The organism is Streptomyces coerulescens, assembly GCF_042657965.1.
Classification (GTDB): Bacteria; Actinomycetota; Actinomycetes; order Streptomycetales; family Streptomycetaceae; genus Streptomyces; species Streptomyces coerulescens.
Genome location: NZ_JBHSKM010000003.1, coordinates 87168 through 112077 on the forward strand (window position 1 = coordinate 87168; position 24910 = coordinate 112077).

A 24910-nucleotide genomic window follows, 5' to 3' on the forward strand; every position below is an offset into this window, starting at 1 on the left:
CATGTGCAGCCACCAGCCCCCGTGCCCCACCGCCGACAGCCCCGACCCGCACGCCGCCGTGATCGTCTCGGCCCACCCCGAACAGGGCTGGAGCCTGCTGTGCAACGGCACCATCGTCTTCGACGACACCGGTGAGCTGCTCCCCGACGGGCGGGTGGTCGGCCCGCGCCGCGGGGTCGGCACGCTGGTCGTCGCGGCCTGACTCAGTCGCCGAGGTCCGACAGGCCGAGACCGCCGAGCCGCTCCGGGTCCGCCAGGATGTACATGTGCGTGATCCGGCCGCCGACGATGGTGACGGCCATGACGGACTGCGGTTGCCCCTCGGGCGCGTGCAGGACCCCGACCTCCCCGTTGACCAGCACGAACTGCGCGTACTGTGCGAACTGCGCGAACAGCAGCGCCTGTTCGGCGACCGGCTTCGCACCGCGCACCAGCTTGGACGCCGCAGCGCCCCGCACCAGCGGTCCGGAGTCGGCGCGCAGCACGACCTCGGGGTCGAGGACCGCGAGCAGCGCCTCGAAGTCCCCCGCGCGGGCGGCGGCCATGAAGGCGTCGAGGACCTGCCGCTGCCGGCCGAGGTCCGGCTCGCTCGACGGTGTGGCGCCCTTCACGCGGCGCCGGGCACGGCTCGCGAGTTGCCGGGTGGCGGCCGAGGAGCGTTCCACGATCGGCGCGATGTCGTCGAACGGCACCGCGAACATGTCGTGCAGGACGAACGCGATGCGCTCGGCCGGCTCCAGCGTCTCCAGCACCACGAGCAGGGCCAGGCCCACCGAGTCGGCCTGGAGCACCTCCTGTTCCGGATCGATCTGGGTCAGGGGACGGATCACGGGGTCCGGTACGAAGGTGTCGTCCAGGGGCTCCTCGTGGCGTCGGGTACGGGAGCGAAGCAGGTCCAGACAGACCCGGCCGACCACCGTGGTCAGCCAGCCGCCGAGGTTGTCGATGGCGTCCGCGTCCGTGCGGCTCAGCTTCAGCCAGGCCTCCTGGACGGCGTCCTCCGCCTCGGCGAGCGAGCCGAGCATGCGGTAGGCGACCGCCTTGAGTCGGCCGCGATGCTCCTCGAAGCGCACCGCCAGCAACTCGGTGTCGTGCGTGCCGTTCGTGTCGTTCACCATGCCCCCGTCTCCCGTGTCGCCGGTCCGGACTACCGGCCGAACAGCTCGAACGCCACGGCGGGCTTGCCGCCGAACCGCGCGCCCGTCGTCCGGGCGTTCTCGGTGAGGAAGCCGCGGACGTACGTCTCGGGGTCCTCGTCGGTCAACACCTCGATGTAGGTGCGGTGTTCGAGCAGGGAGTGCACCGCCCGCTCCAGGCCCGTGGTCGCCTCGACCGCGTGCGTGGGGGTGCTGGAGCCGGCCACCGCGACCCAGCGGACGCCGTTCCACGGCTGAAGGCCCTGCTCGATCAGCTCCGGGAAGATCCAGCGGTTGCCCGCGTCCCCGGCCGCGTCCAGCGTGGCCCGGCCGACGGCCACATGGTCCGGCGTGTTCCAGGCGACGCCGCCCCAGGTGTCCCGGTGGTTGAGCGTGATCACCAGCTCGGGCCGGTGCCGGCGGATCGCTGCGGCGATGTCGCGGCGCAGGGCGGTTCCGTACTCGATCACGCCGTCCTTGTGGTCGAGGAACTCCACCGTCGTCACACCGACGCGGGCCGCGCCGGCCCGCTGCTCGCGCTCCCGCAGCGGGGCGCACTTCTCGGGCTCCAGGGTGTCGATGCCGGCTTCGCCGCGGGTCGCCAGGACATAGGCGACCTCCCGGCCCGCGTCGGTCCACGCGGCGATCGCCGCCGAGCAGCCGTACTCGAGGTCGTCCGGGTGCGCGACGACGGCCAGCGCGCGCTGCCAGTCGTCGGGCATGGCTTGGAGCTGAGTGATCGTCGGCTCGGTCATGCCCGCACCCTAACGCGTCACACCGACATCACGCTTCGTCACGGGTGAGCGCGAGCAGGCGGTCGAGGACGCGGGGGCCGCCGGCCCGGACGCCGTCGTGCTCGAACTCGTCGGTGACCCATGTCCGCAGGCCGCGCACGGCTCGGGCGGTGGCCAGGGAGTGGGCGGTGTCGACGTACATGTCGTCGTGGTAGACGGCCGCCGCGACCGGCACCTCGTTGGCGGCCAGGCGCGCGAAGTCGTACAGGGGCGTCCAGTCGGTGCGGGCGGCGAGGAGTTCGGCGGTCTCGCGCAGCGGGCGCAGCGCCGGGTCGCAGTCGAACATCCAGGGGTGGATCGTCTCGCCGGTGAACAGCAGCGGGCCGTCCCCGGCGAGCGTCTTGGCCGCGTCGAACTGCGGGAACTCGGCGCGCACCCGCTCGGCGGACCAGGCGGTGGGCCGGTCGTCCTGGCCGTAGATCGCCTCGTGGACGAGGGCGTACAGGGGGTGTCCCGCGTACGACAGCAGGTTCTGCGCCTCTTCCTGGAAGGCGTCCGAGAGGGCGGTGCCCTGCGGGGTGCGGACGAAGGCGTGCTCCAGCAGATAGTGCAGTCGGTGGCTGCCCTCGCTGCCGCCGAGCAGGATGCCGAGGGACTGGAAGGCCTCGGCGGTGAAGCGGTAGCCGTTCGGCAGGACGACGTCGCCTGCGAGGAGGTGGTCGGCGATCCGGCGGGCGCGCTCGACGTCCTGCGGGTAGCGGGCGTAGTGCGCGGCGACCTTGCGCTCGATGCGCGGGTAGGCCGCCCGGTAGACGTCGTCGGCGTGCGCGTCGAGGGAGGGCAGGCCGCCGGTGATCAGGGCGGCGGTCAGGCCCTCGGGTGCGGAGGAGAGGTAGTTGACCGTGCAGAAGCCGCCGAAGCTCTGGCCGAGGACGGTCCAGGGGGCGCCACCGGTCACCTCGCGGCGGATCAGCTCGCAGTCGCGGACGATCGAGTCGGCGCGGAAGTGCGTGAGGTAGTCGGCCTGTTCGGCGGGGCCGCCGCGCAGCGGGAGCGTCTGGCGGTTGGCGGGCGTGGAGTGCCCGGTGCCGCGCTGGTCCAGCAGGAGGACGCGGAACTCCTTCAGTGCGCGGCCGAGCCAGGCACCCTTGCCGACGAAACGGTTCGCCCCGAAGCCGGGGCCGCCCTGGAGGTAGACCAGCCACGGCTGTTCCTGGTGCGCCTTGTCGCTGGCGACGACCTCACGGGCGTAGAGCTCGATCGTCTCCCCCGCCGGGTCGGCGTGGTCGAGGGGCACGGTGTAGCGGCGGTCGGTGAGGACGACGCCGGGCTGGCGGTAGCTGACGGTCAACAGTGCTCCCGGGACGGAGGGTTTTCGGGCCGCGTCCCAGTTCAGCACATGTTCCTGCGCCGACCGAGCCCCGGGATCATGAAATCGTACTGAACGGCCGATCAGCGGGCCGAGAGACTGGACCGCCGGACCACCAGCTCCGGCTGGAGGACGACCCGCCGGTGCTCGTGCTTCTTCGCCCCGGTCTCCTCCTCCGTCTCCTCCAGCAGCATCTCCGCCGCGAGGGTGCCCATGGTGACCGCGGGCTGGCGTACGGAGGTCAGCGGGACGGCCGCGGCGGCCGCGAACTCGATGTCGTCGTAGCCGACGATGGCCAGGTCGTCGGGGACGCCGACACCCGCCGCGTACATGGCCTGGAGCACGCCGAGGGCGAGCAGGTCGTTGGCGCAGAAGACGGCGGTGGGGCGCTCGGCGAGGCCGAGCAGACGGGCGCCGGCGTCCCGGCCCGCGGCGACGTCGAGCCGCTCGGTGGGCAGCTCGCGCAGGTTCTCCGGGCCGAGTCCGGCCTCGGCGAGCGCGTTCAGGGCGCCGGTGCGGCGGTCGCGGACCTGGTTGAGGCCGGGCGGGCCGCTGACGTACGCGATGGAGCGGTGCCCGGCGTCGACGAGGTGGCGTACGGCGAGGGCGCCGCCCGCGACGTCGTCGACGGAGACCGAGCACTCGGTCGTGCCCTCGGCGACCCGGTCGACGAGGACGAAGGGGATGTTGTGCCGGCGGAACGCCTCGATGTTGCGGCCGGTGGCGTCGGCCGGGGTGAGCAGCACGCCCCGCACCCGCTGCTCGGCGAAGAGCGACAGGTACTCGGCCTCCTCGCCGGCGCTCTGTGCGCTGTTGCAGACCATCACGCCGAGCCCGGCGTCGCGGGCGGTGCGCTCGGCGCCGCGCGCCACGTCGACGAAGAAGGGGTTGCCCATGTCGAGGACGAGCAGGCCCATGATCCGGCTGCGGCCCGCGCGCAGCTGGCGCGCGGACTCGCTGCGGACGTAGCCCAGCCGGTCTATCGCGGACTGCACCCGCGCCCGGGTCTCGGTCGCGACCGTGTCCGGACGGTTGATGACGTTGGAGACCGTGCCGACGGAGACTCCGGCGGCGCGGGCGACGTCCTTGATACCCACCGACTGGGCCATCGGGCAGGGACCTCCAGAAAGACTCGTGGTGCGTGGGAGCGGCGCGAAGGAACATTACCGTCAAGCCGCCCACAACGGCTGCGATCAGGCAGGCAGGCGGAAGTTGAGGTTACGCAGCGCCGAGGGCGTCGTACCGCTGGACTTCTCCTGGTACATGATCGACAGGAAGTTGTCCTGTCCGACGCGGGTCTCGTCGATGACGACCTCGCCGAAGGCGTTCAGCCCGGCGCCGACGCCGTCGTACAGGATCGCCCAGTCCGTGTACCCGGATGCCTTGGAGGCTCCGGCGATCCGGCAGAACGGGAAGATCGCGTACGCGTTGTCGTACTTGTCCAGGATCAGCTTGGTGCGCTGGCTGGAGTTGAGCGGGACCGGGATCTCGGTCTTCTGCCAGGTGCCGGAGGCGTTCTTGCGGACGTGGAAGGCTCGGCCGTTGGCGGTGCGGTCGGCGACGTAGTTGGTGGTGCACTGCCCGAACCGGCCGGGGACGTAGCTGATGATCGCGTGCGGCAGGCCGGCGGAGTCGGTGAACTGGCTCTCCTGGTTCATCAGGGAGTGATCCGGGTTGAGCGGGTCGACCACCAGTCCGCTGTCGGTGACGGCGACCTTGTCGGAGCCGCCGGTGGTGCCGACGACCGTGCCCGCGTTGTTGCGCCAGGTGCGGCCTCGGTCGTCGGAGTAGACGTAGCCGGTGTCGTGGTTGGTGATACCGCCGCCGGCGCACATCACGGCGCCGTTCTGCTCACGCCAGGTGAAGAAGGAGTGCAGGCGTCCGGCGCGGTCGTAGTCGATGCCGTGCAGGTACATGTTGCGGGCGGTGGAGGAGCCGTGCTCGCTGGTGTAGGTGCCGGTGGAGCTGCTCCACTCCCCAAGGTCGGTCCAGGCCGAACCGTCGTACTCGGCGAGGGCGTTGCGGCCGTTGCCGGACACCGCGACGCGGTAGCTGAGCTGCAGTCTGCCCTCGGGCGTGGACACGAACTGCGGGTAGGTGAACTGCGAGGTGAGGGCGAGCCCGTCGAGGGTGGACTGGGGCGTGCCGAACCGGCTCGCGGTCCAGGTCAGGCCGGCCGGGTTGTCGACGAGCCCCGCGACCGACTTGACGTAGGTGAAGCCGTCGCTGTGCGAGTCCATGTTGAGGTGGAGTCGTCCGTCGACCTTGGAGATTCCCATCGAGATCACGTTGTGGGAGTCGTTGTAGCGCAGGGTGTGGCCGACCTTCACGGTGGACCAGGTACTGGAGCCGAGGGCGCGGCGGGCCACGACGGCGCCTCGGTCGGCGGTGTACCAGACGGCGTATTGGTAGCCCTTGTACGTCAGCAGGCCGTTCTTCTGGAAGGCGTTGTTGTTGACCAGGCCGTCGTACGACACGAAGAAGATGGCCTGGGTGTCGAGGGTGGTGGTGCCGGTCAGGGTGACGGACGGGCCGGGGTCGGCGGCGCGGGCGGTGCCGGAGGTGAGGGCGGGGGTCACGACTGCTCCGGCGAGTGCGGCGCCCAGCAGGGTGCGTCTCTTCATCGCGGGGACTCCGTTGTCGGCGAGGAGGGGTCAGGCCAGGTGGAACACTTCCGTGAGCGGTTTCATGGCCTCGTCGGGCCGGGCGCCGTCCAGCGACTCGAAGAACGGCGCCATGTCCGCCTGCCAGCGGGCGTTGACGTCGGTGGCTTCCATGCCGGCCACGGCGGCGGCGAAGTCCTCGGTCTCCAGGTAGCCGACGAGCAGGCCGTCGTCACGCAGGAAGAGCGAGTAGTTGTGCCAGCCGGTGGCCGAGAGTGCCTGAAGCATCTCGGGCCACACGGCCGCGTGCCGCTCGCGGTACTCGTCGAGGCGGTCCGCCCTGACCTTCAGCAGGAAGCACACGCGCTGCATCAACAACCCTCCGGATGTCAGAAGTTGAACTGGTCGATGTTCTTGGCGTCGAAGACGGTCGGCTTGCCGAGGCTGATCACACCGTCCTTGCCGATGGTGTACTCGCCCATGTCGCCGGCCTTGAAGGTCTCGCCCTCCTTGCCGGTGATCTGCCCGGAGACCAGGGCCACGGAGGTACGGGCGGCCAGCTCGCCCAGCTTCGCCGGGTCCCACAGCTCGAACGCCTCGACGGTGCCGTTCTTGACGTACTTGCGCATGTCGTTGGGGGTGCCGAGGCCGGTCAGCTTGACCTTGCCCTTGTACTTGGAGCCCGAGAGGTACTGGGCGGCGGCCTTGATGCCGACCGTGGTCGGGGAGATGATCCCCTTCAGGTTCGGGTACTCCTGGAGCAGGCCCTGGGTCTGCTGGAAGGACTTCTGGGCGTCGTCGTCGCCGTAGGCGACCTTGACGAGCTTCATGTCCTTGTACTTGGGGTCCTTGAGCTCGTCCTTCATGAAGTCGATCCAGGTGTTCTGGTTCGTCGCGGTCTGCGCGGCGGACAGGATCGCGATCTCGCCCTTGTAGTCCAGTTGCTCGGCGAGCAGCTGCACCTCGGTGCGGCCCAGGTCCTCGGCGGAGGCCTGCGAGACGAAGGCGTTGCGGCAGCCGGCGGTGGTGTCGGAGTCGTAGGTGACGACCTTGATGCCGTTCTTCATGGCCTGCTTGAGCGCGGTGCACAGGGCGCCCGGGTCCTGCGCGGACACGGCCATCGCGTCGACCTGCTGCTGGGTGAGCGTGTTGACGTAACTCACCTGCCCGGCGGTGTCGGTGGCACTGCTCGGCCCGACCTCCTTGTAGCTGGACCCCAGCTCCTTCAGGGCCGCCTCGCCGCCCTTGTCGGCGGAGGTGAAGTAGGGGTTGTTGACCTGCTTGGGCAGGAACCCGACGGTCAGCCCCTTCTTCAGCTCGGCATTCGGGTCGGCCTTGCCGGCGGTGGCGGCGGAGGCCCCTTCGTCCTTGACGTCCTCCTTGGTGGTGCCGCCGCAGGCGGTGGCCGCCAGAGCGAGGGAGGTGACGGCGGCGAGGGTCACACAGACACGCCGGAGGGATGACTTACGCATGACGGGAGTTCCTTTTGACGAAGGTGAGGTGAAGCGCCCCTTCAGGGGCGCGGGGCTGTGTTTGATTTACGGCTCCGCCGCGCGGGCGCGACCAGCCACGTACTGCCGTTAGCCGGACGATTGAGCACGCACGACGGCGATTTGCCGAGCCACCCGAGGCCCAAGGACAGAAAGAACGAGCAACACACCCGTGACGACGATCTGCGACTGCGCCGAAACGTCCTGAAGACTCATGACGTTCTGCAACGCCCCGAGCAGGAAGACCCCGGCGATCGCCCCGCCCAGCGTCCCCTTCCCACCGTCGAAGTCGATCCCACCGAGCAACACGGCGGCGACAACCGACAGTTCGAGACCGGTGGCGTTGTCATAGCGAGCGCTCGCGTAATGCAGCGCCCAGAAGATCCCGGTCAGTGACGCCATCAGCCCCGTCACCGTGAACAGGATCAGCTTCTGCCGCTTGACCCGGATCCCGGCGAACCGCGCCGCCTCCTCGCTCGCGCCGATCGCGAACAGCGACCGCCCGAACGGCGTGGCGTGCAGCGCGACCACGGCGATCGCGAGCAGCACCAGGAAGGGCAGGAAGGCGTACGGGATGAACGTGTCGCCGATCCGCCCGGCGGCGAAGTCCAGATACTGCGTCGGGAAGTCGGTCACCGCGTCCGACCCCAGCACGATCTGCGCGATACCCCGATACGCGGCGAGCGTGCCGATGGTGACGGCGAGCGACGGCAGCCCCAGCTTGGTCACCAGCAGACCGTTGATCAGGCCGCACACGACCCCGAGCAGCAGACAGATCGGAATGATCGTCTCGATGGTCATGCCCTGGTTCCACAGGGCGCCCATGATGGCGCCCGACAGTCCCGCCGTCGACGCCACCGACAGATCGATCTCGCCCGAGACCACGAGCAGGGTCATCGGCAGGGCGATCAGGGCGATGGGCAGCGTGTTGCCGATCAGGAACGACAGGTTGAGGGCGTTTCCGAAGCCGTCGACCGTGGTGAAGGACAGCAGCAGTACGACGATGAGCAGGGCGCCGACCACCGTGTCCCAGCGAACGGCGCGCGCGAGCGAGAAGTCAGCCATGGCGGGCGTTCCTCTTCTTCAGGGCGGTGGCCACCCGCAGCGCGACGATCCGGTCGACCGCGATGGCGAGGATGAGCAGGATGCCGTTGATGGCGAGCACCCAGACGGAGCTGACGCCGAGGGCGGGCAGCACGCTGTTGATGGAGGTCAGCAGCAGCGCGCCGAGGGCGGCGCCGTAGACGCTGCCGGAGCCGCCGGTGAAGACGACGCCGCCGACCACGACCGCGCTGACGACGGTGAGTTCGTAGCCGTTGCCGGTGCCGGAGTCGACGTTGCCGAACCGGGCCAGGTACAGGGCGCCGGCGAGTCCGGCGAGCCCTCCGCAGAAGGTGTAGGCGGCGAGGATCCGCTTGCGCACCGGGATGCCGGCGAGGCGGGCTGCTTCCGGGTTGGAGCCGAGGGCGTACAGCTCGCGGCCGCTGCCGTAGTGCTTGAGGTAGTAGGCGGTGGCGACGAGGACGACGAGGGCGATCAGGGCCAGCCACGGCACGGCGGAGATGCCGCCCGAGCCGAAGTCGACGAAGCCGTCCGGGAGGTCGGCCGCGGTGATCTGGCGGGAGCCGACCCAGATGGAGTCGATGCCGCGGATGATGTACAGCGTGCCGAGGGTGACCACCAGCGCCGGCACCTGGCCGAGGCTGACGAGCAGTCCGTTCAGCAGGCCGAAGCCGACACCCATCAGGACCGCCAGGAGCACGGCCAGGACCGGGTTGCCGCCGCCCTGGAGGAACGTGCCGGCGGCGAAGGCGCTGATGCCGAGCGTGGAGCCGACGGACAGGTCGACGTTCCGTGTGATCACCACCAGGGCCTGTCCGGTGGCGACCAGGACGAGGATGGTCGCGTTGAGCAGGAGGTCCTTGATGCCCTGCTCGGTGAGGAACTCGCTGTTGCCCAGCTGGGTGACGACGATCATCACCACGAAGACGACCAGGATGGCGAGTTCGCGCATCTTGAAGACGCGGTCGACCAGGCGGGTGCCGCTGGACTTGGCCACGTCGGTCACGGGAGCCTCTTGGGGAGTGGTCACCGTCATGCGGCGGCCCTCCCGGTGGCTGCGGCCATCACGGTTTCCTCGGTTGCTTCGGAGCGCGGGATCTCGGCGGTCAGCCGGCCCTCGTGCATCACGAGCACGCGGTCGGCCATGCCGAGGATCTCGGGCAGGTCGGAGGAGATCATCAGGACGGCCACGCCGTCGGCGGCCAGCTCGCTGAGCAGCCGGTGCACTTCGGCCTTGGTGCCGACGTCGATGCCCCGGGTGGGTTCGTCGACGATGAGCACCTTGGGGCCGGTGGCCAGCCACTTGGCGAGGACGACCTTCTGCTGGTTGCCGCCGGACAGGGTGTTGACCGTGTCGGCGATCCGGGCGTACTTGACCTGGAGCTTGACGGCCCAGTCGAGGGAGCGGCTGCGTTCGGCGCCGCGGTCCATCAGCCCGGCCTTGACGGTCGTACGCAGTCCGGTGAGGCCGATGTTGCGCTCGATGGACATGTCCATCACCAGGCCCTGGGCGCGCCGGTCCTCGGGGACGAGGGCGAGTCCGGAGGCCATGGCGGTGGAGGGGGCGCCGTTGGTGAGCGCCTTGCCGCCGACGCTGACCTCGCCGGCGTCCCAGCGGTCGATGCCGAAGACCGCCCGCGCGACTTCCGTGCGGCCCGCGCCGACGAGTCCGGCGAGGCCGACGATCTCACCGCGCCGTACGTCGAAGGAGACGTCGGTGAAGACGCCCTCGCGGGTCAGCCGGCGCACGCTCAGGGCGATCTCGCCCGGCTTCACGTCCTGCTTGGGGTACAGCTCGTCGAGGGCGCGGCCGACCATCCGGCGCACGAGGTCGTCCTCGGTCATGCCGTCCACCGGCTCAGTGGCGATCCAGGCGCCGTCGCGCAGGGTCGTGACCTGCCGGCAGATCTGGAAGATCTCCTCCAGCCGGTGGGAGATGAAGAGGACTGCGGCGCCCTGGTCGCGCAGGGTGCGTACGACTCCGAAGAGGCGGGCGACCTCGCTGCCGGTCAGGGCGGCGGTCGGCTCGTCCATGATCAGGACGCGGGCGTCGAAGGAGAGCGCCTTGGCGATCTCGACGATCTGCTGGTCGGCGATGGACAGGCCGCGTGCGGGGCGGTCGGGGTCGAGTTCGACGCCGAGGCGCCTCATCAGGGCCAGGGTCGCGGTGTGTGTGGCCTTGTGGTCGATACGGCCGAGGGCGCGGCGCGGGCGGCGGCCCATGAAGATGTTCTCGGCGATCGAAAGGTCGGGGAAAAGGGTCGGCTCCTGGTAGATCACGGCGATGCCGGCGTCGCGGGCGTCACCGGGGCCGTGGAAGACGACGGGCGCGCCGTCGAGCAGCACCTGGCCCGCGTCGGGCCGGTGCACGCCGGCGAGCGTCTTGATCAGGGTCGACTTGCCCGCGCCGTTCTCCCCGGCGAGGGCGTGCACCTCCCCGGGGAACAGCTCCAGGGAGACGTCCCGCAGGGCGCGGACCGCGCCGAAGGACTTGGAGATGTCCCTGAGCGCCAGAACCGGGGCCGGACCCGTGGTGGACGGGTGGGTCATGGGGGCTCCTCGACGACGCCGGCGGGACGGGCCTCCCGGCGTCGTGAAAGGTTTCAACTTGGTTGCCGGGACGTTAGGCACGGAGTGCATGTTCCGTCAATGGGTCCGTGTCGAAAAAGTTTCGATGAACGTAGGTCACGGCCGAGTCACAGGAAACAGCCTCGACCACGGGGCTTGACACCCTTTCGGGGGGCCCATACGTTCCCGTCTTGAATCGTTTCACAGTGAAGCGTTTCAGCTGCCCACCGTCCAACCCTTCCGTCCCGACGTCACAGGAGCCCTGAAGTGACCGAGCTCGCCGCGGTGAAGGCCGCACTCAAGACCCAGGCCGTCGAAACGCCGTCGTGGGCGTACGGGAACTCGGGGACGCGGTTCAAGGTGTTCGCCCAGCAGGGCGTGCCCCGGACACCTCGGGAGAAGCTGGACGACGCCGCGCAGGTGCACGAGTTCACCGGCGTCGCGCCGACCGTCGCGCTGCACATCCCCTGGGACAAGGTCGACGACTACGCGGCGCTGGCCAAGCACGCCGAGGAGCGTGGGGTGCGGCTGGGCGCGATCAACTCCAACACCTTCCAGGACGACGACTACAAGCTGGGCAGCATCTGCCATCCGGAGGCGGTGGTGCGGCGCAAGGCCGTGGATCATCTGCTGGAGTGCGTCGACATCATGGACGCGACGGGATCACGGGATCTGAAGCTGTGGTTCGCGGACGGCACGAACTATCCCGGGCAGGACGACATCCGTGGGCGCCAGGACCGGCTGGCCGAGGGGCTGGCGGAGGTGTACGAGCGGCTCGGGGACGGGCAGCGGATGCTGCTGGAGTACAAGTTCTTCGAGCCGGCCTTCTACACGACGGACGTGCCGGACTGGGGGACCGCGTACGCGCACTGCCTGAAGCTCGGGCCGAAGGCGCAGGTCGTGGTCGACACCGGGCATCACGCGCCCGGCACCAACATCGAGTTCATCGTCGCGACGCTGCTGCGGGAGGGGAAGCTCGGCGGATTCGACTTCAACTCCCGGTTCTACGCGGACGACGACCTGATGGTGGGGGCCGCCGATCCCTTCCAGCTGTTCCGGATCATGTACGAGGTCGTGCGCGGGGGCGGGTTCACCTCGGACGTGGCCTTCATGCTCGACCAGTGCCACAACATCGAGGCGAAGATCCCGGCGATCATCCGGTCGGTGATGAATGTGCAGGAGGCCACGGCGAAGGCGCTGCTCGTTGATCGGGCGGCGTTGGCTGCGGCACAGGCCGATGGGGATGTGCTGGGAGCGAACGCCGTGGTCATGGATGCCTACAACACGGATGTGCGGCGGCTGCTGGCCGAGGTGCGGGAGGAGATGGGCCTCGACGCCGACCCCATGGCTGCGTACCGCCGGTCGGGGTGGGCCGAGAAGATCGTGGCCGAGCGGGTTGGTGGGCAGCAGGCCGGGTGGGGGGCGTAGGCGTCTGCCGGGTTCTGTTGTCCGCGGGCTGCGGGCCGTGTGTGGCCGGTCGCGCCCGCGCGGCGGTAGCCGCAGATTCAACACAGCCCCGCGCCCCTGAGATCGGCGCTCCGCGCCTGATCCCCCCGCGCCTCTGGAATCGGCGCTTGGCGCCTGATCCCCCTGCGCCCCTGACGGCGCCGACAAGGAACGTACTTCTTCTTCTAAGGACTGAGAACATGGCTCCCCATCCCGAAGCCGCCGCCCTCCTCGCGCGGTCCCAGCGGCTCGGTTCCGATCCCCGTAACACCAACTACGCCGGTGGGAACGCGTCCGCCAAGGGCGTCGACGTCGATCCCGTCACCGGGGGTGACGTCGAGCTGATGTGGGTCAAGGGGTCCGGTGGTGACCTCGGGACGCTCACCGAGGCGGGGCTGGCCGTGTTGCGGCTGGACCGTATGCGGGCGCTCGCCGGCGTCTACCCCGGCGTCGAGCGCGAGGACGAGATGGCCGCCGCGTTCGACTACTGCCTGCACGGCAAGGGCGGGGCGGCTCCGTCCATCGACACCGCCATGCACGGGCTCGTGGAAGCGGCGCACGTCGATCATCTGCACCCGGACTCGGGCATCGCGCTGGCCTGTGCCGCCGACGGGGAGAAACTGACCGCCGAGTGCTTCGGGGACACCGTGGTGTGGGTGCCGTGGCGGCGGCCCGGGTTCCAGCTGGGTCTGGACATCGCCGCCGTGAAGGCCGCCAACCCGCAGGCCATCGGGTGTGTGCTCGGTGGGCACGGCATCACCGCCTGGGGTGACACCTCCGAGGAGTGCGAGCGCAACTCGCTGCACATCATCCGCACCGCCGAGAAGTTCCTGGAGGAGCGGGGGAAGGCGGAGCCCTTCGGAGGTGTCATCGAGGGATACGGGGCGCTCGATGCCGCCGAGCGCCGTGAGCGTGCGGCCGCTCTCGCACCACACGTCCGCGCTCTCGCCTCCCAGGACAAGGCCCAGGTCGGGCACTTCGACGACTCCGACGCCGTCCTGGAGTTCCTGGCGCGGGCCGAGCACCCGCGGCTCGCCGCGCTCGGGACCTCGTGCCCGGACCACTTCCTGCGGACCAAGGTGCGCCCGCTCGTCCTCGATCTGCCGCCCACCGCGCCGCTCGACGAGGCCGTCGCCCGGCTGAAGGAGCTGCACGCCGGGTACCGCGAGGAGTACGCCGCCTACTACCGGCGGCACGCCCTGCCCGACTCCCCCGCGATGCGGGGCGCCGACCCGGCGATCGTGCTGATCCCGGGCGTGGGCATGTTCTCCTTCGGCAAGGACAAGCAGACCGCCCGGGTGGCCGGCGAGTTCTACCTCAACGCCATCAACGTGATGCGGGGTGCCGAAGCCGTCTCCACCTACGCGCCCATCGAGGAGTCCGAGAAGTTCCGGATCGAGTACTGGGCGCTGGAGGAGGCCAAGCTTCAGCGGATGCCGAAGCCCCGGCCGCTGGCGACGCGGGTCGCGCTGGTGACCGGCGCCGGCAGCGGGATCGGCAAGGCCATCGCGCACCGGCTGGTCGCCGAGGGCGCCTGTGTCGTGGTCGCCGATCTCGACGCCGAGAACGCCGCGGCCGTCGCCGAGGAGCTCGGCGGGCCCGACAAGGCCGTGGCCGTGACCGTGGACGTCACCTCCGAGGAGCAGATCGCCGCGTCCTTCAGGGCGGCGGTGCTGGCGTTCGGCGGTGTGGATCTGGTGGTGAACAACGCCGGCATCTCCATCTCCAAGCCGCTGCTGGAGACCTCCGCCAAGGACTGGGACCTCCAGCACGACATCATGGCCCGCGGTTCCTTCCTCGTCTCCCGCGAGGCCGCCCGGGTGATGATCGCGCAGGGACTGGGCGGCGACATCGTCTACATCGCCTCCAAGAACGCCGTCTTCGCCGGTCCCAACAACATCGCCTACTCCGCAACCAAGGCCGACCAGGCCCACCAGGTACGGCTGCTGGCCGCCGAGCTCGGCGAGCACGGCATCCGCGTCAACGGGGTCAACCCGGACGGTGTGGTGCGCGGCTCGGGGATCTTCGCGGGCGGATGGGGTGCTCAGCGTGCCGCCGTGTACGGGGTCGAGGAGGCGAAGCTCGGGGAGTTCTACGCCCGGCGGACCCTCCTCAAACGCGAGGTGCTGCCCGAGCATGTCGCGAACGCCGTCTTCGCCCTCACCGGCGGCGACCTGACGCACACCACCGGGCTGCACATCCCGGTCGACGCCGGCGTCGCGGCCGCGTTCCTGCGGTGAGCGCCCCGGTGAAGTCGTACGCCGCGGTCGACCTCGGCGCGTCCAGCGGACGTGTGATGGTCGGCCGCGTCGGCCCGGACCGGCTGGAGCTGACCGAGGCGCACCGGTTCCCGAACCGGCCCGTGCGCACCTCCGAAGGGCTGCGCTGGGACGTCCTCGGGCTGTACGCCGGGGTGCTGGACGGACTGCGGGCGGCCGGGCAGGTCGACTCCGTCGGCGTCGACAGCTGGGCCGTGGACTACGGGCTGCTGGACGCGGACGGGGCGCTGCTCGGGAACCCCGTGCACTACCGGGACTCACGGACGGAGGGGATCGCCGAGAAGGTGTGGGCGACCGTTCCGGCCGAGGAGCTGTACGCCGCGACCGGGTTGCAGTACGCGCCCTTCAACACGCTGTACCAGCTGGTGGCGGCCCGTCACTCCGCCCAGCTGGCCCACGCCGAGCGGCTCCTGCTCATCCCTGACCTCCTGACGTACTGGCTCACCGGCGAGCAGGGCACCGAGCTGACCAACGCCTCCACCACCCAGCTCGTCGATCCCCGCACGCGCGACTGGTCGTACGACATCGCCTCAAGGCTCGGCATCGACCTGCGCCTGTTCGCGCCGCTGAGGCACCCCGGTGATCCGGCGGGTCTGTTGCGTGCCGAGGTGCTGGAGGAGACCGGGCTCGCCGGGCCGGTGCCGGTGACCGCGGTCGGGTCGCACGACACCGCCTCCGCGGTGGCCGCCGTGCCGGCCGACGGCGAGCGGTTCGCGTACATCTGCACCGGCACCTGGTCGCTGGCCGGTCTGGAGCTGGACGCGCCCGTGCTCTCCGAGGAGAGCCGGGCCGCCAACTTCACCAATGAGCTGGGGCTGGACGGCACGGTCCGATATCTGCGGAACATCATGGGGCTGTGGCTGCTCCAGGAGTGCGTACGAGCCTGGGGCGAGCCGGAGTTGGGCCCGCTGCTGACGGCGGCGGCCCGGGTGCCGGCGCTGCGGTCGGTGGTGGACGCGGGGGACGCGGCGTTCCTGGCGCCGGGCCGGATGCCGGAGCGGATCGCCCAGGCGTGCCGGGCCTCCGGGCAGCCGGTGCCCGCCTCACCCGCCGAGATCACCCGGTGCATCCTCGACTCGCTGGCCCTCGCCCACCGCCGGGCGATCGACGAGGCGCAGCGGCTCGCCGGCCATCCCGTGGACGTCGTGCATGTCGTCGGCGGCGGCACGCGCAACGCCCTGCTGTGCCAGCTGACCGCCGACGCCTGCGGACTGCCGGTGGTGGCCGGTCCGGCCGAGGCAGCCGCTCTCGGGAACGTCCTCGTGCAGGCGCGGGCCCACGGTCTGGTCGGCGACCTGGGCGACGGGCGGAGCCTGCTCACCCGTACCCAGCCGTTGACCCGGTACGAGCCGCGCGGGGACGCGGCGCGCTGGCACGAGGCGGAAGCCCGGCTCACCGGCGGGTGACGGGGTCTCCCCCACACCGCCCGCCCCTACTACGCTGCACTCATCCGATGATCGATCACAAGGAGCCGCGATGCGTGTCGCCCTGTTCCTGACCTGCGTCAACGACACGCTTTATCCGGACACCGGTCGCGCCGTGGTGAAACTGCTGACCAGGCTGGGCGTAGAGGTCGACTTCCCGATGGCTCAGACCTGTTGCGGGCAGGCGCACTACAACACCGGCTACCGTCATGAGGCCGAGCCTCTGGCCCGTCATTTCTCCGATGTCTTCGGGGAGTACGACGCGATCGTCACCCCGTCCGGGTCGTGCGGCGCGATGGTGCGGGAACTGTATCCGCGGATGGGTGAGCGGGCCCGGGCCGAGGGGCGCGGGGACTCGCTCGCGGCGACGCTGGCACCGGTGGTGCCGAAGACGTACGAGCTGACGGAGTTCCTGGTGGATGTGCTGGAGGTGACGGACGTGGGCGCCTACTACCCGCACCGGGTGACGTACCACCCGACCTGTCACGGGCTGCGCGGGCTGGGGCTCGGGGACCGGCCCCGGCGGCTGCTGCGGGCCGTCAGGGGGCTGGAGTTGGCGGAATTGCCGGGCGCCGAGGAGTGCTGCGGTTTCGGGGGCACCTTCGCCCTGAAGAACTCCGATGTCTCGGCGGCGATGGGCGCGGACAAGGTCCGCAACGCCGAGTCGACGGGCGCGGACGTGCTGTGCGCCGCCGACAACTCCTGTCTGATGCACATCGGCGGGACCATGGCCCGGCTGCGGACGGGCATGCGGCCGGTGCACATCGCGGAGATCCTGGCGAGCACGGAGGAGGAACCGGCTGTATGAGCGGGACGTATCTGGGGATGCCGGCCTTTCCACAGGCCGCGCACGAGGCCGTGCACGACGCGACCCTGCGGGGCAATCTGCGCCACGCCACGCACACCATCCGCAGCAAGCGGGCGAAGGCCGTCGCGGAGGTCTCGGACTGGGCGGCGCTGCGCGAGGCGGGCAAGCGGATCAAGGATCACACGCTGCGTCATCTCGACGGGTATCTCGTGCGGTTGGAGGAGTCGGTGACGGCGGCGGGCGGCACCGTCCACTGGGCCGCCGACGCCGACGAGGCGAACCGGATCGTGGCCGATCTGGTCAAGGCGACCGGTGAGTCGGAGGTCGTCAAGGTCAAGTCGATGGCCACGCAGGAGATCGGGCTGAACGAAGCCCTCGAGGCGGAGGGCATCCGCGCCTACGAGACCGATCTCGCCGAGCTGATCGTGCAGTTGGGCAAGGACCGCCCCTCGCACATCCTGGTGCCGGCCATCCACCGCAACCGGGGCGAGATCCGCGACATCTTCGAGCGCGAGATGAGCGAGTGGGGCCGCCCGGCCCCGGAAGGGCTCACCGACACACCCGCCGAACTCGCCGAGGCGGCACGCCTGCACCTGCGGGAGAAGTTCCTGCGCGCCAAGGTCGGCATCTCCGGCGCCAACTTCATGGTCGCCGAGACCGGCACGCTGGTGGTCGTGGAGTCCGAGGGCAACGGGCGGATGTGTCTGACCCTGCCCGAGACGCTGATCTCGGTCGTCGGCATCGAGAAGATCGTGCCTACGTGGCGGGACCTGGAGGTGTTCCTGCAGACCCTCCCCCGCTCCTCCACCGCCGAGCGCATGAATCCGTACACCACCATGTGGACCGGTACGACGGACGGCGACGGGCCGGGCACCTTCCATCTGGTCCTGCTCGACAACGGCCGCACCGACACCCTGGCCGACGAGGTCGGCCGCCAGGCGCTGCGGTGCATCCGCTGCTCGGCGTGTCTCAATGTGTGCCCGGTGTACGAGCGGGCCGGCGGGCACGCCTACGGCTCGGTGTATCCGGGCCCGATCGGCGCGATCCTCAGCCCGCAACTGCGGGGCGTGACGAGTGAGATCGACGCCTCCCTGCCGTACGCGTCATCGCTGTGCGGCGCCTGCTACGACGTGTGCCCGGTCGCCATCGACATCCCCGAGGTGCTGGTGCATCTGCGGGAGCGGGTGGTGGCGGGCGGCGAGGTGACGTCGAAGGGCAACAAGGTGGTGCTGAAGCCCGCCAAGGGGCATGCCGCCGAGCGGGCCGCGATGCGGGCGGCACGCTGGACGTTCAGCCACCCCGGCGCCCTGCGCACCGGCCAGCGGCTCGCCTCGCGCACCCGGCGGCTGCATCCGCGCTCACTGCCCGGACCCGGCAAGGCGTGGAGCGGGACACGGGATCTTCCGACGGTGCCCGCGGAGCCGTTCCGGGACTGGTGGCGGCGCACGAACGGTGGAAAGGACGGCGCCGAGTGAGCAGCAGGGAACGAATCCTGGGCCGGGTGCGGCGCGCGCTCGCCGACGTACCGCGTGAGGAGTCGCCGTACGAACAGGCGGTTCCGCGGGACTATCTGCGCGAGCACGGGGACCGGAGCGTCGCGCAGACGGTCGATCTGCTGGCCGAGAACCTCGCGGACTACCGGGCGATCGTGCACCGCTGCACGCCCGCCGATCTCGCGGCGACGATCGCCGGGATGCTCGCGGCGCGCGGGGCGAAGACGGTGCTCGTGCCGCCCGGTCTGGACACCGAATGGCTGGCGGCGGCCGATGCCGAGCGGATCGCGGACCGGCCGGAGAGCACTCCGGACGAACTGGACCGGGTCGACAGCGTCGTCACAGGGTGTGCCGTGGCGGTGGCCGAGACCGGCACGATCGTCCTGGACGGATCTCCCGACCAGGGCCGCCGCCGTATCACCCTCGTCCCCGACCACCACATCTGTGTCGTACGGGTGCCCGAGCAGGTCGTCTCCTCCGTGCCGCAGGCCCTCGAACGCCTCGACCCGGTCCGTCCGTTGACGTGGATCTCCGGTCCGTCGGCGACCAGCGACATCGAGCTGGACCGGGTCGAGGGGGTGCACGGTCCGCGCACCCTGGAGGTGGTGCTGGTGGGCGGGGATCAGGCGAGCGCCGACGTCACCGTGTAGCGGCCGGACGGCAGCCGGTAGGAGGCGACGCCGTCCGTGAAGCCCAGGTACTCGACGCCCTCGGCCTCGGCCAGGGGTGTCCGGCCCTCGCGGACGGTCGACGGGTCGGCGGTGGGCAGGCGCAGGGTCGCGGTGCTGTTGGCGGGCACCACGGCCCGGTAGGTCAGCTTGCGGTCGTCCCGGTGCCACTCGCTCACGATCTCGCCGTAGGGCGAGAGATGGGTGCCGGTGACCTGGGTGATCTTGCCGGTCGGGTCGAGGTGGGGGCTGAGGAAGAAGTGCCGGAAGCCCGGCTGGGCCGGGTCCTTGGCGATGCCGGCCATGCTCTCGTACATCCACTCCATGATCGCGCCGTAGGAGTAGTGGTTGAAGGAGTTCATGTCGACGGGGCCGAAGCCGTCCTCCTTCGAGTACGAGTTCCAGCGCTCCCAGATGGTGGTGGCGCCGTTGCGCACGGAGTACAGCCAGGACGGCATGGCGTCCTGGTGCAGCAGCCGGTACGCCAGGTCGACGCGGCCCTCGTCGGTGAGGACGGGGGCGAGGACGTTAACGCCGAGGAAGCCGACGGACAGGGTGTTCTCGGCGTACCTCACGCGGGTGCTGTCGGGGTGGGCCTGCTTGTAGGCCTCGTCGTTGCCGATGTTGTCGGCGAGGAGCGTGACCAGGCGGCGGCGCTGGGCCTCGGTGTCGTAGAAGCCGAGTTTGAGGACCCACAGCAGGGCGGTCTGGCTGTCGTCCTCCGTCCTGCCGCCCGTGGGCGGGGCGTCGCCGAGGCTGGAGCGGACGGTGACCTGTCCGTTCGCGTCGGTGGCCAGGTACTTGGTGATGAACGCCCGCTTGATGCGGGCGAAGAGATCCTCGTAGGTGCGGGTGTCGGCGGTGCGGCCGGTGGCCCGGGCCATGTCGGCCATGAGGCGGGCGCTGTAACCGTAGTAGACGTCGCTGATCAGCTGGGTGCTGGTGTCCTGGAAGGCCAGCCAGTCGCCGAAGATCGCACCCTGTCCGGCGTAGGTGTCGCCGGTGCGTGCCCGGATCCAGTCCAGGTACTTCGTCATGGCGGCCCAGCTGCGGTCGATGACCGTGGTGTCGCCGGACATCTGCCACACCGTCCAGGGCACGACGACTCCGCAGTCCGCCCAACCGCTGGCGGGGATCGGCTGGTTGTAGCGGGAGCCGGGTGCGACCCAGGTGAATTGGGCGCCGTCCTGGCCGTAGGTCTTCTGCGAGTCGATCAGGATGTCCTCGAAGTGGCTGAGGAAGTTGACGACGTCCGCGTTGTAGAGGCCGGTGTGGGAGAAGAGCTGGGTGTCGCCGGTCCAGCCGAGGCGTTCGTCGCGCTGGGGGCAGTCGGTGGGCACCCAGAGGTAGTTGCCGCGCTGGCCCCAACGGACGTTGCTGATCAGCTGGTTGACGTCGGTGTCGTCGGTGGTGACGGTGCCGATGTCGCGGAGGGCGGACGTCGCGACCCGGCCGGTGAACCGGGTCAGGGTGACGGTGTCCGTGGCGGTGACGGAGACGTAGCGGAAGCCGTAGAAGGTCAGCGAGTCCTGGTGGGTCTCGCCGTCGGGGTCGCCCTTGAGGGTGTAGGTGCTGGTGGCCTTGGCGCTGCGCAGGTTGGCACGGTACACGGACCCGACCGGCCCGTCGGCGCCTTCGCTGTCGTCGTTGAGCATCTCGCCCGGTTTGAAGGTGACTTGGGCGCCGGCCGGGCCGCGCAGGGTGTAGCGGGGCACGCCGACCAGGTTCTGGCCGAGGTCGAGCACGGCGGTGTCGCCGGGGCGCAGGGTCACGGAGGCGGTCGCGGCGGCGGCCGGGTCGGTGACGGTGCGGGCGGGGTCGGTGACGATACGTCCCTCGCCGTTGGGGCTGCCGCTCTGCCCCGTCACGCCGGTGTACACGGTGACGGACCGGGGCCGCTGATCCCACTCCGGCATGACCCGCGCGCTCTCGCCGGGGTAGGCCACCAGCTTCGCGTCGGGGAAGCGGGTGTCGTGGTCGTGCTCGGTCACGCCGGCCCAGCCGGAGGCGTCGAAGCCGTTCGCCGTCCAGCCCGGGAGGTCGGCGCGGGCGTCGTAGGTCTGGCCGTCGTAGATGTCGTCGGCGCGGTAGGGGCCGGTGTCGGTGGCCCGCCAGTCCTCGCCGGGCGCGGTGACGACGGTCTGTTCGGATCCGTCGGCGTAGCGGATCAGGAGCTTGGCCTTGAGGGCGAGCGGGTGGCCGTCGGCGGACCAGTAGGCGCTGTTCTCGGAGACGCGGCTGTTGTACCAGCCGTTGCCGAGTACGGCGGCGAGGGTGACCTGGCCTTGCTGCCGCTGTCTGGCGACCAGGTCCGTGACGTCGTAGGCGAGGTAGTTGACGGTGCTGTCGTAGTTGGTCCAGCCCGGCGTCAGCAGTTCGTGGGTGGTGCCGTCGCCCTGCGGCACGGCGACGCGATGGCCGTTGATGTGGGCCTCGTACACGCCGAGAGCGCTGATGTAGAGCCGGGCGGCGCTGACTTGACGCCCGGTCAGCCTGGCCTGGTGGCGCAGGAGCGGGGCGCCGGGGGTGTTGGGGCGTTTGCCCGCCATGGCGATCCACCGGGCGCCGTCCCAGCCGGAGACGCCGTCGGTACTGAGCAGGCCGGTCTCGAAGCGGGCGGTCGGGGCGGCGGGGACGGTGCGGCCGGTCTCGTCCCAGACCGTCACCGTCCAGTGGTAGCGGGTGGAGGGGCGCAGGGCGGGGCCGTCGTAGCGGACGGCGACCGAGTCCGGTGAGGTGACCCGGCCGCTGTTCCAGACGTCCGCGCGGGAGGGGGTCAGCCGGTCGGGGGTCGTGGCCACCAGGATCCGGTACGCCGACTGGCGGCGGCCGCGTACCGAGGAGGTGGTGCGCCAGCCGAACCTGGGGTGTTCGGCGTCCACGCCGAGGGGGTTCGTGCGGTGCTCGACCGTCAGGCCCTCGACCGCGGTGCGGGGCGAGGTCGGTGCGGCCGCCGCGGGGGCCCCTCCGATGACGCCGCCCGCCACGGCCAGTGGTGCGGCGCCGAGTGCTGTGGTGAGCACGGTGCGGCGGCGCACCCCTCTGCCCTTCGTGCCGTCGACTCCGTCGTTCATGCCGTTGTCCCTTCGGCTGGGTTCGGTTCGGAGTTGGAACGATTCAGCTCGAACGACGGTTGAAGCTAGTGGCAGAAGTGGTCAGTGTCCATGCATCGATCAGGACAAGTAGCGTGCAGAATCCAACAGAACTCCCCAGCCGAAGTGGCGTGGTATTGAAACCGTTCAAAAGCGGAATCAGGAGTTCTTACCCGATCGTCTGGTGGAGTCGCGGCTGAGGATGCCGAACGCCCACCGCTCGTTGAAGCCCGCCACGAAGCCGATGGCGCACCAGAAGCCCCAGAACTCGGTGCCCGCGGCGGCCGATCCCGGGTGGCCCGGGGCGGGGCAGATCTCGGCTGTGGTGGCAGGCGGTTCGAAGACGGTCACGATGCCGCCGCTGAGCAGGAAGTAGACGGCGAGGGCGAGGATCCAGCCGACGAACACCCGGTAGACGCCCTCGTGCCGCATGCTGCGGGCCATCTGACCGGGGACCACGATGCCCTCGCGGCCGTTGGTCTGACGGCGCGCCAGCTGGTCCGCGCTCCCCCGCAGCCGCACCAGCACACTGAGCACGGCCCCGAACGCGCCGACCCCGCCGCAGACGAAGGCGCCCAACAGGCTCCAGCGGTTGGTGCAGTTCAGGGTCACGCCGAGGACGCCGAGCAGGTCGACGCCCCAGAGCAGCGGGACGACGAGCAGCGCCAGACTCGCGGCCGCGCCCATGGCGAGGCCGATGTTGAGGCCCCGGCTGACGGCGGTCGCGCTGTCCTGGGCCAGCCGGCCCCGCAGGTCGGCGATCTCCTGGTCGAGATACTCGCTCAGATGCTCGTCGGCCTTGGTGTCGCGCAGCCGTGGGTCACTCAGCGCGTTGCCCAGCACCCGCACCACGGTGACCCGTGCCGAGACCCGCGTCCGGCGTTCGAAGGCGCGCTGTGAGGCGCCGTAGAGGAGCTGTAATTGGAGCTGCTGCTCGGGATAGAGCTCACCGAACTGAACGTAGGCGGGCTCCGACTCACCCGGCACCACATCCGCCAGCCCCTCGGGCCACAGCTCGGTGTCCGCCCCCTGGACCGACTCCCGCATTCCCCGCCACCGTGTCTCGTGGCGTCCCCCGTTTTCCGTCATGGGCACACCTGTACCGGGAGCGAGGCATCGCGGGGAAGGCTTCCAAGGCACCAGTCCTGTCACCGATTTCACGGAGCGGCGACCTCCGCCGGAGGTCAGGAGTAGACGATCGGGCAGCCGCGTCGTATCGAGTGCTGGGCGGCGCGCAGATACACCGCCGTGTAGAAGGCGGTGTCGAGGTCGTCGGCCCACCGTCCCGGCCGGGTCGCCGCGGTCCGCTTCGCCTCGCCGTCCAGGAACCAGCCGGTCAGCTCCAGGTTGTCGGAGGTCGCCGGTATCTCGTCGGTCGGCAGGTCCACGGCCGCCGCGAGCCGTTCGGTGAGGGCGAGGACCTGCGGGGCTCCGGCGACGGTCGTCGTCAGGTCGAAAGCGGACTCGATCGGCAGCTCGATGTCCTCGTCGAGCGGCACCGGCACCAGCACCGTCCAGCCGAGGAGGAGTTCCTGCTCGGCCTTCGACAGATGCGCCCGGCACAGTGCGACGAAGCCGTCCATGGGCGGGACGAGTTTCTCCTCGAAGGCGGTCCCGGAGCCGGGCGCGAAGTCCGTCTCCTCGGGAACGCCCGTGTACGGCGGGAGCCCGCGCCGCGCCAACTCCTCGTTCAGCGCGGCGGCGACGTCCCCCCGGCCCTCCTCGTCCGCGCCGAACCACTCCCGCGCGCCGACGTTCACCAGATAGATCCCCATGTGTCGGAAGGTACAGCCCGCCACTGACAACGCCGTCCGCCGACGGTGCCGGCCCCCCGTCGGAGGTGTCGCTGAGTACACCCGGCAAGACGGGTTCTGCGCCCAATGTGGTCGCCCCGGCGTCTCCGTAGCTTTTTCGGCAGGGCACAGGGGGTGCCCGGACGGAGAGTGATGACGATGTTTCGCGCAGGTTCGCGACGCACGCACGACACGGGACCCGCCGCCGAGGCGCTGCGGCTGGTCAAGGTCACCAAGACCTATGGCGCGCAGGACAGTGCCGTGACCGCTCTGGACGGGATCACGCTCGGTCTGGGGCGCGGCACGTTCACGGCGGTGATGGGTCCCTCGGGATCCGGCAAGAGCACCCTCCTGCACTGCGCGGCCGGGCTCGACCGGCCCGACAGCGGCATCGTGCGGGTGGACGGGACCGAGTTGACCGGGGGCGGCGAGGCGGAGCTGACGAAGTTCCGGCGGGGCCGGATCGGGTTCGTGTTCCAGCAGTACAACCTGCTGGAGACGCTGACGGTCGCGCAGAACACGGTGCTGCCGCTCAAGCTCGCCGGGCAGCGCGTCGACCGCGCGCGGGCCAGGGAGATCCTGAGCTCCGTCGGTCTCGGCGACCGGCTCGGGCACCGCCCCGACCAGCTGTCCGGCGGCCAGCGGCAGCGCGTGGCCATCGCCCGCGCGCTGGTGACAGAGCCCCGGGTGATCTTCGCAGACGAGCCGACCGGCGCACTGGACACCCGCAGCGCGCGTGACGTACTGCGGCTGCTCCAGCAGGCGGTGCGGGTGCACGGCCGGACCGTCGTGATGGTGACCCACGACCCGGTCGCCGCCTCCTACGCGGACTCGGTGCTGTTCCTGGCGGACGGCCGGCTGGCCGGACGGATGGACGCACCCACCCCGGACGCGGTGGCCGAGCGGCTGGCGCACCTGGGCGACGACGTGGCACTGGGGGTGTGA

General features: G+C 70.5%; 21 protein-coding genes. 8 read left to right on the top strand and 13 right to left on the bottom strand.

Annotation, left to right across the window (positions count from 1 at the left end; all coding sequences use genetic code 11):
• The first annotated feature begins 1 nt into the window (after window position 1).
• Window positions 2–202: a DUF5999 family protein gene (locus ACFPQ9_RS07700; protein WP_380848729.1), complete on the top strand. Its 201-nt coding sequence runs from the start codon at window positions 2–4 to the stop codon at window positions 200–202.
• Window position 203: 1 nt separating this feature from the next.
• Here ACFPQ9_RS07700 and sigJ read toward each other — a convergent pair whose 3' ends face one another.
• From sigJ to ACFPQ9_RS07750, 10 genes are all read right to left on the bottom strand, one after another.
• Window positions 204–1118: an RNA polymerase sigma factor SigJ gene (sigJ, locus tag ACFPQ9_RS07705; RefSeq protein ID WP_380848732.1), complete on the bottom strand. Its 915-nt coding sequence runs from the start codon at window positions 1116–1118 to the stop codon at window positions 204–206.
• A gap of 29 nt (window positions 1119–1147) precedes the next feature.
• A complete protein-coding gene (locus ACFPQ9_RS07710) occupies window positions 1148–1891 on the bottom strand; it encodes a PIG-L deacetylase family protein (RefSeq protein ID WP_380848734.1) in 744 nt (247 codons plus the stop codon).
• Between the two features lie 28 nt (window positions 1892–1919).
• The gene (locus ACFPQ9_RS07715; protein ID WP_380848737.1) at window positions 1920–3221 is read right to left on the bottom strand and encodes an alpha/beta fold hydrolase; all 1302 of its coding nucleotides are present in this window, start codon (window positions 3219–3221) and stop codon (window positions 1920–1922) included.
• Window positions 3222–3322: 101 nt separating this feature from the next.
• Complete coding sequence (locus ACFPQ9_RS07720) at window positions 3323–4348, bottom strand: LacI family DNA-binding transcriptional regulator (protein WP_380848740.1); 1026 nt, start codon at window positions 4346–4348, stop codon at window positions 3323–3325.
• Window positions 4349–4432: 84 nt separating this feature from the next.
• Window positions 4433–5863, bottom strand: coding sequence for a BNR repeat-containing protein (locus tag ACFPQ9_RS07725; RefSeq protein WP_380848743.1), 1431 nt, complete (start codon window positions 5861–5863; stop codon window positions 4433–4435).
• Between the two features lie 30 nt (window positions 5864–5893).
• Window positions 5894–6214, bottom strand: a complete 321-nt coding sequence (locus tag ACFPQ9_RS07730; protein WP_107906445.1) for an L-rhamnose mutarotase — start codon at window positions 6212–6214, stop codon at window positions 5894–5896.
• Between the two features lie 17 nt (window positions 6215–6231).
• Window positions 6232–7314: a rhamnose ABC transporter substrate-binding protein gene (gene rhaS / locus ACFPQ9_RS07735; protein WP_380848746.1), complete on the bottom strand. Its 1083-nt coding sequence runs from the start codon at window positions 7312–7314 to the stop codon at window positions 6232–6234.
• 108 nt (window positions 7315–7422) lie between these two features.
• Entirely contained in the window at window positions 7423–8397 is a 975-nt protein-coding gene (locus ACFPQ9_RS07740; protein ID WP_380848749.1) for an ABC transporter permease, read from the bottom strand.
• Entirely contained in the window at window positions 8390–9430 is a 1041-nt protein-coding gene (locus ACFPQ9_RS07745) for an ABC transporter permease (RefSeq protein WP_380848752.1), read from the bottom strand. Before ACFPQ9_RS07745 ends, ACFPQ9_RS07740 begins: the two co-directional genes overlap by 8 nt.
• Complete coding sequence (locus ACFPQ9_RS07750) at window positions 9427–10944, bottom strand: sugar ABC transporter ATP-binding protein (RefSeq protein ID WP_380848755.1); 1518 nt, start codon at window positions 10942–10944, stop codon at window positions 9427–9429. Before ACFPQ9_RS07750 ends, ACFPQ9_RS07745 begins: the two co-directional genes overlap by 4 nt.
• Window positions 10945–11229: 285 nt before the next feature.
• On the opposite strand from ACFPQ9_RS07750, the gene rhaI reads away from it, so the two are divergent.
• From rhaI to ACFPQ9_RS07780, 6 genes are all read left to right on the top strand, one after another.
• A complete protein-coding gene (gene rhaI / locus ACFPQ9_RS07755; protein ID WP_380848758.1) occupies window positions 11230–12390 on the top strand; it encodes an L-rhamnose isomerase in 1161 nt (386 codons plus the stop codon).
• Window positions 12391–12608: 218 nt separating this feature from the next.
• On the top strand, window positions 12609–14648 hold the full coding sequence (locus tag ACFPQ9_RS07760; protein ID WP_380848761.1) for a bifunctional aldolase/short-chain dehydrogenase: 2040 nt from the start codon (window positions 12609–12611) through the stop codon (window positions 14646–14648).
• Window positions 14649–14656: 8 nt separating this feature from the next.
• On the top strand, window positions 14657–16093 hold the full coding sequence (locus ACFPQ9_RS07765) for a rhamnulokinase (RefSeq protein ID WP_380849098.1): 1437 nt from the start codon (window positions 14657–14659) through the stop codon (window positions 16091–16093).
• 70 nt (window positions 16094–16163) lie between these two features.
• A complete protein-coding gene (locus ACFPQ9_RS07770; protein ID WP_380848764.1) occupies window positions 16164–16919 on the top strand; it encodes a (Fe-S)-binding protein in 756 nt (251 codons plus the stop codon).
• Complete coding sequence (locus ACFPQ9_RS07775) at window positions 16916–18394, top strand: LutB/LldF family L-lactate oxidation iron-sulfur protein (protein WP_380848767.1); 1479 nt, start codon at window positions 16916–16918, stop codon at window positions 18392–18394. The genes ACFPQ9_RS07770 and ACFPQ9_RS07775 overlap by 4 nt, the downstream gene beginning before the upstream one ends.
• Window positions 18391–19062 (top strand): LutC/YkgG family protein, encoded by a 672-nt coding sequence (locus ACFPQ9_RS07780; RefSeq protein ID WP_380848770.1) that lies wholly within the window; start codon window positions 18391–18393, stop codon window positions 19060–19062. The genes ACFPQ9_RS07775 and ACFPQ9_RS07780 overlap by 4 nt, the downstream gene beginning before the upstream one ends.
• Here the strand turns inward: ACFPQ9_RS07780 and ACFPQ9_RS07785 are convergent.
• The 3 genes from ACFPQ9_RS07785 to ACFPQ9_RS07795 form a co-directional block, all read right to left on the bottom strand.
• The gene (locus ACFPQ9_RS07785) at window positions 19035–22154 is read right to left on the bottom strand and encodes a family 78 glycoside hydrolase catalytic domain (protein WP_380848773.1); all 3120 of its coding nucleotides are present in this window, start codon (window positions 22152–22154) and stop codon (window positions 19035–19037) included. The two genes, ACFPQ9_RS07780 and ACFPQ9_RS07785, sit on opposite strands and share 28 nt — an antisense overlap.
• A 177-nt stretch (window positions 22155–22331) precedes the next feature.
• Window positions 22332–23261, bottom strand: coding sequence for a hypothetical protein (locus ACFPQ9_RS07790; protein ID WP_380848776.1), 930 nt, complete (start codon window positions 23259–23261; stop codon window positions 22332–22334).
• Window positions 23262–23356: 95 nt separating this feature from the next.
• On the bottom strand, window positions 23357–23947 hold the full coding sequence (locus tag ACFPQ9_RS07795) for a hypothetical protein (protein WP_380848779.1): 591 nt from the start codon (window positions 23945–23947) through the stop codon (window positions 23357–23359).
• A gap of 171 nt (window positions 23948–24118) precedes the next feature.
• Here ACFPQ9_RS07795 and ACFPQ9_RS07800 point away from each other — a divergent pair, with 171 nt between their 5' ends.
• A complete protein-coding gene (locus ACFPQ9_RS07800) occupies window positions 24119–24910 on the top strand; it encodes an ABC transporter ATP-binding protein (RefSeq protein WP_380848782.1) in 792 nt (263 codons plus the stop codon).

What these genes read in the sequence shown, in the direction of transcription:
- ACFPQ9_RS07700 (WP_380848729.1), top strand. Translation starts at nt 2, where the DNA reads ATGTGCAGCCACCAGCCCCCGTGCCCCACCGCCGACAGCCCCGACCCG.
- sigJ (WP_380848732.1), bottom strand. Translation starts at nt 1,118, where the DNA reads ATGGTGAACGACACGAACGGCACGCACGACACCGAGTTGCTGGCGGTG.
- ACFPQ9_RS07710 (WP_380848734.1), bottom strand. Translation starts at nt 1,891, where the DNA reads ATGACCGAGCCGACGATCACTCAGCTCCAAGCCATGCCCGACGACTGG.
- ACFPQ9_RS07720 (WP_380848740.1), bottom strand. Translation starts at nt 4,348, where the DNA reads ATGGCCCAGTCGGTGGGTATCAAGGACGTCGCCCGCGCCGCCGGAGTC.
- ACFPQ9_RS07725 (WP_380848743.1), bottom strand. Translation starts at nt 5,863, where the DNA reads ATGAAGAGACGCACCCTGCTGGGCGCCGCACTCGCCGGAGCAGTCGTG.
- ACFPQ9_RS07730 (WP_107906445.1), bottom strand. Translation starts at nt 6,214, where the DNA reads ATGCAGCGCGTGTGCTTCCTGCTGAAGGTCAGGGCGGACCGCCTCGAC.
- rhaS (WP_380848746.1), bottom strand. Translation starts at nt 7,314, where the DNA reads ATGCGTAAGTCATCCCTCCGGCGTGTCTGTGTGACCCTCGCCGCCGTC.
- ACFPQ9_RS07740 (WP_380848749.1), bottom strand. Translation starts at nt 8,397, where the DNA reads ATGGCTGACTTCTCGCTCGCGCGCGCCGTTCGCTGGGACACGGTGGTC.
- ACFPQ9_RS07745 (WP_380848752.1), bottom strand. Translation starts at nt 9,430, where the DNA reads ATGACGGTGACCACTCCCCAAGAGGCTCCCGTGACCGACGTGGCCAAG.
- ACFPQ9_RS07750 (WP_380848755.1), bottom strand. Translation starts at nt 10,944, where the DNA reads ATGACCCACCCGTCCACCACGGGTCCGGCCCCGGTTCTGGCGCTCAGG.
- ACFPQ9_RS07760 (WP_380848761.1), top strand. Translation starts at nt 12,609, where the DNA reads ATGGCTCCCCATCCCGAAGCCGCCGCCCTCCTCGCGCGGTCCCAGCGG.
- ACFPQ9_RS07770 (WP_380848764.1), top strand. Translation starts at nt 16,164, where the DNA reads ATGCGTGTCGCCCTGTTCCTGACCTGCGTCAACGACACGCTTTATCCG.
- ACFPQ9_RS07775 (WP_380848767.1), top strand. Translation starts at nt 16,916, where the DNA reads ATGAGCGGGACGTATCTGGGGATGCCGGCCTTTCCACAGGCCGCGCAC.
- ACFPQ9_RS07785 (WP_380848773.1), bottom strand. Translation starts at nt 22,154, where the DNA reads ATGAACGACGGAGTCGACGGCACGAAGGGCAGAGGGGTGCGCCGCCGC.
- ACFPQ9_RS07790 (WP_380848776.1), bottom strand. Translation starts at nt 23,261, where the DNA reads ATGACGGAAAACGGGGGACGCCACGAGACACGGTGGCGGGGAATGCGG.
- ACFPQ9_RS07795 (WP_380848779.1), bottom strand. Translation starts at nt 23,947, where the DNA reads ATGGGGATCTATCTGGTGAACGTCGGCGCGCGGGAGTGGTTCGGCGCG.
- ACFPQ9_RS07800 (WP_380848782.1), top strand. Translation starts at nt 24,119, where the DNA reads ATGACGATGTTTCGCGCAGGTTCGCGACGCACGCACGACACGGGACCC.